Genomic DNA, 12,372 nt, shown 5'->3' with positions numbered 1-12,372 from the left:
TGTCCTCCCCTCAGAGCCATTCGGCGACGGTCCTCTAGCGGGATGCCGCGGCCGGTGAAGTTGCTGGGCTTGCGCCCGTTGACGTGGAACTACTGCATCGTGGGTGTTGCGAAACCGGAACCAGGGCGACGGCGTGCTCAGCACTCCGTCGCCGAATGACCCTCCAGGTACAGTCCCGCCGCGCCGATCACGCCGTGCTGGCCGTGCTCCATCAGGCGAACCGGAACCTGCTGCAGGTAGGCGTGCATCACGCCCTTGTTGAAGAACCGCGTGGCGAACGAGCTGGTCAGCAGCAGCTCGCGGATCTGCGGCAGGATCCCGCCGGCCAGGAACACGCCCCCGCGTGCCCCGTACAGCAGGACCAGATCGCCGACGAAACTGCCGAGCAGCCCGCAGAACACCTCCAGTGCCTCCACCGCGTGCACATCGCTGCGGTCCAGCGCGGCGCGGGTGATGTCGGCCGGGCGCGCCAGGGTCGGCTCGCGGCCTTCCAGCTCGCACAGCGCCTGGTAGAGATTGAGCAGGCCGGGGCCGGACAGCGCGTGCTCGAACGACACGTGCGAACGCTCGCGGGCGAGGATGCGCAGGATCGCGATCTCGCGCTCGTTGCCCGGCGCCAGCGCGATCTGCCCGGCCTCGGTGGCCAGCACCGTCGGACCCTGCGGTCCCGGCAGCAGCACCGCCGAGCCCAGGCCGGTGCCCGGCCCCATCACCAGCACCGGGCCGGGCGCGGCCGGTGCGGTGTTGTCGATCACGCCGATGGTGTCGGCGCGGGTCAGGAACTGGGTGGCAAAGGCGACCGCCTCGAAATCGTTGACCACCGCCAGGCGGGACAGTCCGAGCCGCTCGCGGATCTCGCGGATCGACACTGGCCACGGCAGGTTGTCGTTGACGATGGCGTCGCCCAGGACGTAGCCGGCGCTGGCCACGGCGCACTGCTCGATCGGTGCAGCCGGCGCCAGGTGGGTGACGAAGTCTTCCAGCACCGCGGTGAGACTGGGCCAGTCCGCACAGGCGTAGCGGTGGTAGGCATGCACCTGCACCGGCTGCGCGGTGCCGGGCGTGCGACTGACCAGGCCGATGCGGGCGTGGGTGCCGCCCACGTCGGCCGCCAGGAACGGTCGCGTGGCGCCCGCCGCCATCGTTGCTGCGCTTTGTCCCGCCACGTCCGCCACGCCGGATTCCCCCTTCGTTCCCTCGGATCCCTCGCGGCGAACCGCCCACGGGACCCCATGGCGACCGAGTGTGTCTACGGCGTGACAACGTTGTCAACTATTTCCTTCGACAGGGTCATGGCGATCGATGGCGCGACGCAACAGGCCCACCCGACAGGCGGCCGGCTGGACACCCCAAGCGAACTCGTGGAGCGCATGAAAACGTGGATTTTCGGCGGCATGGGTCACAAAATGGCACTGTCGCATCGCATCACTCGGGGGTGTGGGCAGGCGTCCAGCAGCGGGCCGGACGGATGATCTTCGCCGCGACACGATCCGTCGGGCCCGATTGACAACGTTGGCCATGGACGTCCATAAAGCGAGCCTGGGAAAGGCGAGGCCGGGGAGCATCGCCCGACCGTCCATCACGCCGCTGCAGACCGTTCCGGGGAGTTCCGCATGTCGTCCACCACGCTCGACGCCGCGCCGATGGCCGGCCGCTCCACGCTCGGGCCGATGATCATCATCGGCGTGCTGTTCTTCATCTTCGGCTTCGTCACCTGGCTCAATGGACCGCTGATCACCTTCGTCAAGCTGGCCTTCAACCTCGACGACGTGAACGCCTTCCTGGTGCCGTTCGCGTTCTACATCTCCTATCTCGTCTTTTCGCTTCCTTCATCGGCCGTGCTCCGGCGCATCGGCATGAAGAAGGGCATCGCTGCGGGCCTGTTCGTGATGGCGGTCGGCGCGGCGACGTTCGGCCAGTTCACCACCATGCGCATCTATCCGGGGGCACTGACCGGGCTGTTCGTGATCGGCGCTGGCCTGTCGATGCTGCAGACCGCGTCCAATCCGTACATCTCCATTCTCGGCCCGATCGAAAGCGCGGCGCAGCGCATTGCCTTCATGGGCATCTGCAACAAGATCGCCGGCATTGCGGCGCCGTTCGTGATCGGCGCGCTGGTGCTGAGCGGCATCGACAACATCGACGCCCAGGTCAAGGCGGCGCCGACCCCGGAAGCCCGCGAGGCGCTGCTGAACGCCTTCGCCGGCAAGGTGCACCTTCCCTACCTGGTGATGGCCGGCCTGCTGGTGCTGCTGGCGATCTGGATCGCCTTCTCCTCGCTGCCGGAGATCAAGCCCTCCGGCGCGAATGCCGAGGCGGCGATCGGCCACCGCGACGGCAGCCTCTTCAGCTTTCCGCACCTGTGGCTGGGCGTGCTGTGCCTGTTCCTCTACGTCGGCGTGGAGGTGATGGCCGGCGACGCGATCGGCACCTACGGCGCCAGCTTCCACCTGCCGCTGGACCAGACCAAGTTCTTCACCGCATTCACCCTGGGCGCGATGCTGGTCGGCTACCTGGCCGGGCTGGTGCTGATCCCCCGCTTCATCAGCCAGCAGCGCTACCTGGCGGTGTCGGCGGTGCTCGGCGTGTTGTTCTGCCTGGGCGCCTATGCCACCTCCGGCTATATCTCGGTGGGTTTTGTAGCCGCGCTCGGCTTTGCCAACGCGATGATGTGGCCAGCGATCTTCCCGCTGGCGATCAACGGCCTGGGTCGGCACACCGAGGCAGGTTCGGCCTGGATGATCATGGGTATCGCCGGCGGCGCGATCCTGCCGCAGGCCTTTGCGCACCTGAAGCTGCACATCGATTTCCAGCTCGCCTTCGTGCTGCTGATGGTGCCGTGCTACCTGTACATCCTGTTCTACGGCCTGCGCGGGCACCGCGTCGGCCAGCACGCCGGCTGAGATCGCGATGACGGCGGCGCCCCCCGTATCCGCCACCGGCCGGGCCGGGTGGGCTACGATGCGTCGCCCCCTGCCAGGAGTGCCACCCGTTGCGCCATGCCACCATCAAGGACGTCGCCAAGCGAGCCGGAGTCTCGCTCAAGACCGTCTCGCGGGTGATCAACCAGGAGGCGTCCGTGCGCGCCGACACCCGGCAGAAGGTGGAGCGTGCGGTGGAGGCACTGGGCTACCGGCCCAACCTGTCCGCGCGCAGCCTGCGCGCGGCGCACTCCTACGCGATCGGCCTGGTCTACGACAACCCGAACGCGCACTACGTGATCAGCCTGCAGGAAGGCGTGCTGTCGGCCTGCCGCGAGCGCGGCTTCGGGCTGCAGATCCATCCCTGCGATGCGAGCTCGCCGCACCTGGCGGACGAACTGGTTTCGCTGGTCAAGCGCGCGCGGCTGGCCGGCCTGGTGCTGGCGCCGCCGATGTCCGAGCAGGCGGAGCTGATCGCCACGCTGAAGGAACACGACGTGGGCTTCGTGCGCATCATCGCCTCGCGCGAGGATCCGAAGGACGGCTACCCCTGCGTCTACGTGGACGACCGCGACGCGGCCTATGCGATCACCGAGCACCTGATCCAGCTCGGCCACACGCGCATCGGTTTCCTGTGGGGCGAACCCCACCATCGCTCCAGCCCCGAGCGCTACCAGGGCTACGCCGACGCGCTGAAGGACTACGGCATCCCGCTCAACAAGAAGCTGGTGCTGCCCGGCCGCTACGCCTTCGACGACGGCTTCCGCGGCGCGCGCAAGCTGTTCACGCTGAAGGAGCCGCCCACCGCGATCTTCGGCAGCAACGACGAGATCGCCGCCGGCGTGCTGGCCGCGGCGCGCTCGACCGGGCTGGACGTGCCGTGGGATCTCTCCATCGCCGGCTTCGAGGACAACCCGTTCTCCAAGCAGGCCTGGCCGGCGCTGACCACGGCGCGCCAGTCCACCCGCGAAATCGCCCGCCACGCCGCGCTGCGGCTGATGGACGAGCTGGCCCATCGCGAGGCCGGCGAGGACACGCCGCCACCGGCCAACGAGGGCTTCGTGCCCGAGCTGGTGGTGCGCGGCTCCACCGCGCCGCCGCGCGGTGCCGTGCCGCGCAAGCGCGCGGACTGACCGCCGGCCGCGCGCCGGCCCTACCCCATTCCCACCACCGCCATCCACGACGCCCGACCGGCGCCGTGGCGCGCGGTTGCGCGTTCCCTTTCGCCTGACGGATACCCCGATGAAAGACGCAAGCACCACCCTGATGTACCGCGAGGCCGGCGAGAGCGCCGAGGTGATCGAGCGCCAGTTCGCCCGCAGTGCCGGGCGGCTGGCCGAACTGGGCGCGCGGCTGCGCGCGAATCCGCCGCGCTTCATCGTCACCTGCGCCCGCGGCAGCTCCGACCACGCCGCGGCCTACGCCAAGTACGTGTTCGAAACCCAGCTGGGGCTGGTCACCGCCTCGGCCTCGCCGTCGGTGTCCTCGATCTACGACGCGCCGCTGAAGCTCGAGGGCGCGCTGTTCGTGGCGATCTCACAGTCCGGCAAGAGTCCGGACCTGCTGCGCGCGGCGCAGGCGGCGAAGGACGCTGGCGCCACCGTGCTGGCGCTGGTCAACGTGGAGGACTCGCCGCTGGCGGCGATGGCCGACACCTTCATCCCGCTGCATGCCGGCCCGGAAAAGAGTGTGGCGGCCACCAAGAGCTACCTCGCCTCGCTGGCCGCGGTGCTGCAGCTGACTGCCTGCTGGCGCGGCGACGGCGCGCTCGACGGCTTGCTGGCCGACCTCCCCGGCCAGCTGCGCGCCGGCTGGGACGCCGACTGGTCGCCGATGGTGGAGGGTCTGCGCGACGTGCAGAACCTGTTCGTGGTCGGGCGCGGGCTCGGCTTCGGCGCGGCGCTGGAGGCCGCGCTCAAGCTCAAGGAAACCTGCGGCCTGCACGCCGAGGCGTTCAGCGCGGCCGAGGTCAAGCACGGCCCGATGGCGCTGGTCGGCGCCGGCTTCCCGGTGCTGTTCTTCGCGCAGGACGACGGCACGCTGCCGAACACGCTGGCGGTGGCCGGCGAATTCCGCCAGCGCAACGCCCGCGTGCTGCTGGCGGCCCCCGGCGTCGATGATGAAGACTGCCTGCCACTGGCGGCGGGCGTCTCGCCGCTGACCGCTCCGCTGCTGGCCGTGCAGAGTTTCTACAAGGCGGCCGCGGCGCTCGCGCTGGCGCGCGGGTACGATCCGGACGTGCCGCCCCACCTGCGCAAGGTCACGGAGACCGTCTGATGTCCGCCACCACCGCCCTGGTCAACGGCCGCGTCATGGGCGAGCACGGCCCCCGCGATGGGCTCGCCGTGCTGCTGCGGGACGAACGTATCCTCGCCGTGTGCCCGGCGCACGATCCACGCGTGGCCGCGGCGCAGCGGCACGACCTGGCCGGCCAACTGCTGCTGCCCGGCTTCATCGACGTGCAGGTCAACGGCGGCGGCGGCCTGCTGTTCAACGACGCACCCACGGTGGAGACGCTGCGCGGGATCGCCGCGGCGCACCGGAAGTTCGGCACCACCGGCCTGCTGCCCACCCTGATCACCGACGCGCCCGCGGTGATGGCGCGCGCGCTGGAGGCGATGGACGCGGCGATCGAGCAGGGCGTGCCGGGCATCCTCGGCATCCACCTGGAAGGCCCGTTCCTGGCCGGCGCCCGCAAGGGCATCCACGATGCCAGCCTGTTCCGCCCGCTGGGCGAGGACGACCTGGCGCTGATCTGCCGGCCGCGCCTGGGCGTGGTGATGCTGACCCTGGCGCCGGAGTGCGTGTCCACCGACACCATCCGCCGGCTGAGCGAAGCCGGCGTGGTGGTGGTGGCCGGGCATACCGGCGCGGACTACGCCACCACCCGCGCCGCGCTGGATGCCGGCGTGCGCGGCTTCACCCACCTGTACAACGCGATGACCCCGCTGGCCAGCCGCGAACCGGGCGTGGTCGGCGCCGCGCTGGAGGACGCCGACAGCTGGTGCGGGCTGATCGTCGACGGCCACCACGTGCACCCGGCCAGCCTGCGCGTGGCGATCGCGGCGAAGGCCCGCGGCAAGAGCGTGCTAGTCACCGATGCGATGCCGCCGGTCGGCTCGGACCGGCCCGACTACGTGCTCAACGGCCAGACCATCGTGATGAAGGACGGCATCTGCCAGAGCGACGACGGCGTGCTGGCCGGCTCCGCGCTGGACATGGCCACCGGCCTGCGCAACCTGGTGCAGATGGTCGGCGTGCCGCTGGCCGAGGCCTCGCGCATGGCCAGCGCCTACCCTGCCGACTGGATCGGGCTGGGCGCCACCCACGGCCGCATCGTCGCCGGGCAGCGCGCCGACCTGGTGCTGCTGGACGACACGCTGACCGTGCAGGGCAGCTGGATCGGGGGCGCGTTCGCCGCCTGAGCCGCGCTGCCACGGGACTGCAATCGGGGCGGTGCGATCATCCGTAGTCCACCGCACCACCACCGTTGAATCGAGGTCCCCGCATGTCCCTGCTCCGTCGCCTGGCCGCCCCGCTGCTCGGCCTCGCCGCCCTGTGCGGCACGGTTCACGCCGCGCCCGCCGCGCACCACCGCGTCATCGTGTTCGTGTGGGACGGCATGCGTCCGGACGCGATCAGCGCCGAGGACACGCCGAACCTGCTGGCGCTGTCGCGGCGCGGGGTGTTCTTCACCGACAACCACTCTACCTACCCCACCTTCACCATGGCGAACGCGTCGAGCTTCGCCACCGGCGCGTTTCCCGGCCCGATCGGCTTCTACGGCAACAGCTTCTGGGCGCCCGGCGGCGACGGCCTGAACGCCAAGGGCAAGGCGGCGGACTTCCAGGACCCGATCTACACCGAGGACTACGCGGTGCTGCGCGACCTCGACCGGCTCGAGCACGGCGAGCTGCTGCAGGTGCCGACCCTGCTGGCCACCGCGCACCGGGCCGGGCTGACCACGGCGGTGATCGGCAAGTCCGGCCCGGCCTTCCTGCAGGACTACAAGCTGCCGGACCAGGGCGGCGACAACGTGCTGCTGGACGAGAACACCGTGCTACCACTGCGCTTTGCGAAGGAACTGCAGCGCGCCGGCTACCCGCTGCCGGCGAACACGATCCACGCCTACGCGCCGTCGCTGCTGCAGCTGGCCGAGGACAACGGCGCGCCGACCGCGCCGGGCAAGCTCGCCACTCTGCGCGATGGCGTCACCTCGGACGCCACCGCCGGCGGCGAGACCACGCCGGGGCCGGCCAACGCCTGGATGATGCAGGTGTATCTCGACGAGGTGCTGCCGAAACACCGGCCGGACATCAGCGTGGTGTGGCTGCGCAATCCCGACACCACCCAGCACCAGTACGGCGTAGGCTCGCCGGAGTTCCACCGCGCGCTGCAGGCGCAGGACGAGCTGCTCGGCCGGCTCGAGGCGAAGCTGCGCGAACTGGGCATGGCCGACGACACCGACCTGGTGGTGGTGTCCGACCACGGCCACAGCAACGTGGCCGGCCCGGCCGACCTGTTCCCGCTGCGTACGATCAACGACGGCCGCGTCGGCGGGCCCGATCCGGAGTGGGGCTACTCGGTCTCCGGCAGCCTGCGCATGGCCGACGACCTGACCCGCGCCGGCTTCCACGCCTACGACGGCCAGGGCTGCATCTACGCGCCGGTGATGAGCGGCATCCGCGCCGACGGCTCGCGGCTGCACCCGACCCGCTATGACGACGACGGCAGCATCTGCGGCAAGCCGGGCCCCTACACCACGCCCAGCTACGAGGTACCCGACAAGCTGCCGGCCGACGCGGTGGTGATCGCCCCGAACGACGGCACCGACTATTACTACGTGCCCTCGCACGACCCGGCACTGGTGCGGCGGCTGGTGCGCTTCCTGCAGTCGCGCGCGGTGGTGAACACCGTCTTCGTCGCCCACCGCTACGGCGCCCTGCCCGGCACGTTGCCGGCCGAAGCGGTGCACCTGGGCAACGCGAAGCGCGGACCCGACGTGATCATCAGCTATGCCTGGGACGCGAACGCCGTGGTGCAGGGCTTCCGCGGCACCGAGGTCGGCACGGTATCCACCGAGCGCGGCCAGCACGGCAGCTTCAGCCCGATCGACGTGCACAACACGCTGGTCGCCAGCGGCCCGGACTTCCGGCAGGCGATGCGCGATCCGCTGCCCAGCGGCAATGTCGACCTGGCGCCGACGCTGGCCGCGGTGTTCGGCCTGACTCTGCCGACCGCGCAGGGCCGCGTGCTGCACGAGGCGCTGTCCGGCCCGCTGGCGCGACCGGTATCGGACTACACGGTGGCGCCTGCGGCAATCCGCCCGGCGACGGCGGCCACCGGGCTTAAGACGGTGCGCATCGACGGCGCGCCGCTGCCGGCCACCCGCTTCAGCTTCACCGTGAAGCAGAAGGTGCTGCGCTTCGACGGTCGCCGCTGGACCTACTTCGACCAGGCCGCGGCGGATCGCCACTGAGCCGGACCGCCGACCGCCTTACTGATAGACATGCAGGCGGTCGAAGATCCAGGCGTGGTACGAGGCCAGCAGCGCGGGCTGGGCGCAGTCGGTGTACAGGCCGTCGCAGCGGTCGCGTAGCTCGGTCTCGGCCGCGAAGTACGGATCAGCCGGCAGGCCGGCGGCCTGCAGCACCATGCTGGGCAGGAACGCGATGTCCAGCACCGGATAGCGCGGCAGCAGCGGGGGATCGGCCAGGTTGCTCTTGAGCATGTAGTAGGTGAGGTAGTCCCGCTTCGCGTCCAGCGCAGGCGATGCACCGGCCGGCAGCGTGCGGGCGAAGTCGCGGATCAACCCGCTGAAGGCCGGCTGGTGGTCGCCGAAGTTCAGCAGCACGGTCGGCTGCGCACGACCGAGGAAGTGGGCCTCCAGCCCGCGCATGGCCCGGTCAGAGGCCTGCAGGCGGGCCAGGTAGGTGTCGAAGTTGAGCGCCGCCGGCGCCGGCAGGTCGTGCAGCAGGCCGCGGTTGTACGGCGGCGGCAGCGAGGACAGCGGGTGCAGGTCGTGCGGTCCGTGCTGGGCCAGCGTGAGGATCATCATGAACACCGGCCGGCCCGGGCGCTTGAGCTGGCCGTAGACCTTCCACGCCGCGTCGAAGATCTGTGCGTCGCTGCTCTTCCAAGCCACCAGGCCGAGATCGTTGACGTCGTAGAAGCGGTCGAAGCCGTAGTCGCGATAGGCGTTGCGGCCATTGATGAAGCCGCCGGCGGTGGGGTAGATCGCCACCGTGAGGTAGCCCAGCCGCTGCAGCTGGCGTGGCAGCGTGTCGCGCACCCGCGGCGCCAGCACGTACGGCGCGTACATCCCGCCGGGCCCGAAGATGCTCTGCGGCAGCCCGGTCAGCGAAGCGAACTCGCTGACCCAGGTGCCGCCGCCGAAGGTGTGCACCCGCAGGGCGCCATTTGCGCGGGTGCGCGCGTCGGGCCGGAACATGCCGACCCGGCACGGCGGCAGGTTGCAGGCGGTGAAGCCAGAGGGATCGAAGGTGCTCTCCTCCAGCACCTGCACGATGTCGGGATACCCCGCTGCACCGGCGGGGGTGGCCGGGCGCACGCCCGCCGCGGTGGCGGCCCATTGCCGCTCGGCCTGCGCATCGCCCGAACGTGGCGGCAGATGGATGTCGTCGTCCTCGAGATTGACGAAGAAGTTGGTCAGCTGGGCCGGATCGGACAACTTCTCCCACGCGTTCCGGCGGTGCGCCGCAGCGAACGGCCCGTCCGGCGCCAGCACCACGTGCATCGCCAGCACGCCGATGGCCACCCCCAGCAGGCGGCTGGCCAGCGCACGGCGCGGCGCGAGCGCACGATCCACTGGAGGCTCGCGCCGCCACAGCCACGCCGCCAGCAACGGCAGGCCCAGCGTGACGGCGGCGGCCCCCAGCAGCAGTGGCGGGTAGTGCTCCAGCGTCTCCAGCAGGCTGGCACGCACGAAATAGACGAAGTCCGCCGGCATCAGCGACGAGTCGAGGTAGCGCAGCTTGAACTGGCCCAGCACCTTCAGCAGCACGAATGCGCCGCCACCGAACAGCAGCGCCAGCGCCGGCCGCGCGGTGGCGGCCAGCAGGATCGCCACGGTGGCCAGCATCACCGACAGCACGAACAGACGCTCACCGGGAGCGGGCTCCCGCCCCGCGGTCCACGCCACGCAGGCAACAAAACCGGCAAGCGCCAGCCAGCGGCCCCACGGGGGAGCCGGCGTGCGGACATCGGACGTTGGCATCGATCCACCCCTGTGCGGACACGATTGATCGTGACGTGGATGTTACGGCCACATGACGGGCGCTGCCGCGTGCCATCCGCAACCGCGTTGCCGGCCGTTCGGCAAGACGCCGGGGGGCCGCCGGTCACGCCGATCTGCTAGGTTTCGCCTCCCGCACGCCAACGGCCCCGTCCCATGCTCCCGCCCCGTCACGCTCCCACCGCCTCCCTCGCCCTGGCCGCGCTCGGCGCGGCCCTGCTCGCCGGCTGCAGCCACCTCGGCCTGCGCCCCGCCGCGCTTCCGGACGGCGCGCGCGCCGACGTGGCGGTGCTGGAGACCACCGACATCCACTCCAACATCCTCGGCTACGACTACTACAAGCTGAAAGCCGACCCGACCCTGGGCTACGAGCGCACGGTCACGCTGATCCGCCAGGCACGCAGGGAATTCCCCAATACCTTCCTGTTCGACGATGGCGACACCATCCAGGGCAGCGTGCTGGCCGATTACCAGGCGCTGGCCAAACCCGTGGGCTGCGACCAGGAACTGGCGATCTACCGCGCGATGGATGCGGTGGGCTACGACGGCGGTACCGCCGGCAACCACGAGTTCAACTACGGCCTGGGCTTCCTCTCGCAGGTCACCGGCACGCCGATGAACGTGGACGGCGGCCTGCGCAAGCGTTGCGACGGCCCGCATTTCCCGTTGGTGCTGTCCAACGTGTACAGCGCACGCGATGGCCAGCCGATCTTCAAGCCGTGGACCGTGGTCACCAAGACCATCGAGGCCTACACCCCCGACGGCAGCCGGATCGAGGTGCCGCTGAAGGTGGGCATCATCGGCTTCACCCCGCCGCCGATCCTGGACTGGGACAAGCAGAAGCTGGAGGGCAAGGTCACCGTCAGCGGCGTGGTCGAGGCCGCCCGCAAATACCTCCCGCAGCTCGAGGCCGAGCATCCCGATCTGGTCGTGGCGATCCTGCACGGCGGCCTGGACACCCACCCCTACACGAACCGGATGGAGAACGGCGGCTGGTACCTGGCCGGCGTGCCGGGCATCGACGCGCTGCTGTTGGGGCACTCGCATACCGAATTTCCCGGTCCGCACTATGCGGGCATGCAGGACGTGGATGCCAAGCGCGGCTTCGTGCGCGGTGTACCGGCGGTGATGGGAGGCTTCTTCGGCAAGGACCTGGGCCTGATCAAGCTGGCGCTGGTGCGCCGGGACGGGCGGTGGGTGGTCGACAAGGCCGACAGCCACGGCGAAGTGCGGCCGATCTGCCGCCCCGCCGCCCGGGGCAAGGCGCCAGACTGCGTCGCGCCCGATCCCGCGATCGCCCCGCTGGTGGCCAGGGTGCACGAAGCGGCCATCGCCTACGTCAACACGCCGATCGGCGACACCACGGTCCGGCTCAGCAGCTACTTCGCCGACGAGGGCAACATGACCGCGCTGGCGCCCATCAACGCCGCCCAGGCGGACTACGTGCGCCGCGAACTGCCCAAGACCCACCCGGAACTGGCCGGGGTGCCGGTGCTGTCGGCGGCAGCGGCATTCCGCACCGGCTTCGGCGGTCCGGACGACTACACCGACGTGGCGCCTGGCCCGCTGACCCTGCGCAACGCGGCAGACCTGTACTTCTACCCCAACACCCTCGCCGCCGTGAAAACCGACGGGGCCGGCGTGAAGGCCTGGCTGGAACAGTCGGCCCGCCGCTTCAACCGCATCGATCCGGCCAAGGCCGCCCCGCAGGAGCTGATCAACCCGCACTACGTGGGCTACAACTTCGACCAGATCCAGGGCGGCATCGCCTACACCATCGACCTGACCCGGCCGGCCGGCGAGCGCATCACCTCGCTGACCTACCACGGCAAACCGGTCACCCCGGACCAGCCGTTCATCGTCGCCACCAACAACTACCGCGCCAACGGTGGCGGCCACTTCCCCGGGCTGGACGGCAACAGCATCGTACTGGCCTCGCCCGATGGCGCGCGCGAGATCCTCGCCCGCTGGATCGGACACAAGCAGCATCTGGGACCGGGCGACCTGGAGCCGACCTCCTGGCACTTCGCCCCCCTGCAGACCCGCGGTCCGGTGGTGTTCGAGGGCGCCGCTGGCAAGCAGGCCGTGGCCGCCGCGGCCGGCCTGACCGGCATCCGCCAGCTCGCCGACCACGGCGATGGCACCGCGACCTATGCGATCGACCTGTCGCCATGAAATCGGAGGTAGGGGGGTAGG

8 protein-coding genes are annotated in these 12,372 nt (G+C 70.5%); 6 read left to right on the top strand and 2 right to left on the bottom strand.

Annotated elements, in window-relative coordinates:
- Positions 1–137 precede the first annotated feature (137 nt).
- Complete coding sequence (glk, locus tag ATSB10_RS15315; RefSeq protein WP_063673608.1) at positions 138–1,142, bottom strand: glucokinase; 1,005 nt, start codon at positions 1,140–1,142, stop codon at positions 138–140.
- Positions 1,143–1,643: 501 nt separating this feature from the next.
- Here glk and ATSB10_RS15305 point away from each other — a divergent pair.
- The 5 genes from ATSB10_RS15305 (at position 1,644) to ATSB10_RS15285 (ending at position 8,400) form a co-directional block, all read left to right on the top strand.
- Positions 1,644–2,903 carry a sugar MFS transporter gene (locus ATSB10_RS15305; protein ID WP_205631147.1) on the top strand — a complete coding sequence of 420 codons (1,260 nt, stop codon included), beginning with the start codon at positions 1,644–1,646 and terminating at the stop codon, positions 2,901–2,903.
- Positions 2,904–2,992: 89 nt separating this feature from the next.
- Positions 2,993–4,054, top strand: coding sequence for a LacI family DNA-binding transcriptional regulator (locus ATSB10_RS15300; protein ID WP_063673605.1), 1,062 nt, complete (start codon positions 2,993–2,995; stop codon positions 4,052–4,054).
- A 109-nt stretch (positions 4,055–4,163) separates the two neighbouring features.
- Entirely contained in the window at positions 4,164–5,198 is a 1,035-nt protein-coding gene (locus tag ATSB10_RS15295) for an SIS domain-containing protein (RefSeq protein ID WP_063673604.1), read from the top strand.
- Entirely contained in the window at positions 5,198–6,346 is a 1,149-nt protein-coding gene (gene nagA / locus ATSB10_RS15290) for an N-acetylglucosamine-6-phosphate deacetylase (RefSeq protein ID WP_063673603.1), read from the top strand. Before ATSB10_RS15295 ends, nagA begins: the two co-directional genes overlap by 1 nt.
- A gap of 83 nt (positions 6,347–6,429) precedes the next feature.
- On the top strand, positions 6,430–8,400 hold the full coding sequence (locus ATSB10_RS15285; protein ID WP_063673602.1) for an alkaline phosphatase family protein: 1,971 nt from the start codon (positions 6,430–6,432) through the stop codon (positions 8,398–8,400).
- Between the two features lie 18 nt (positions 8,401–8,418).
- On the opposite strand, the gene ATSB10_RS15280 is transcribed toward ATSB10_RS15285, so the two are convergent.
- The gene (locus tag ATSB10_RS15280; protein WP_063673601.1) at positions 8,419–10,158 is read right to left on the bottom strand and encodes a sulfatase-like hydrolase/transferase; all 1,740 of its coding nucleotides are present in this window, start codon (positions 10,156–10,158) and stop codon (positions 8,419–8,421) included.
- Positions 10,159–10,332: 174 nt separating this feature from the next.
- On the opposite strand from ATSB10_RS15280, the gene ATSB10_RS15275 reads away from it, so the two are divergent.
- Positions 10,333–12,351 (top strand): bifunctional 2',3'-cyclic-nucleotide 2'-phosphodiesterase/3'-nucleotidase, encoded by a 2,019-nt coding sequence (locus ATSB10_RS15275; RefSeq protein ID WP_063673600.1) that lies wholly within the window; start codon positions 10,333–10,335, stop codon positions 12,349–12,351.
- Positions 12,352–12,372 lie beyond the last annotated feature (21 nt).

Origin of the sequence: Dyella thiooxydans, assembly GCF_001641285.1 — a bacterium.
GTDB classification, from domain to species: domain Bacteria; phylum Pseudomonadota; class Gammaproteobacteria; order Xanthomonadales; family Rhodanobacteraceae; genus Dyella_A; species Dyella_A thiooxydans.
Note: the sequence above shows the minus strand (reverse complement) of the source record. Positions and strands in the feature narration are given on the sequence as shown.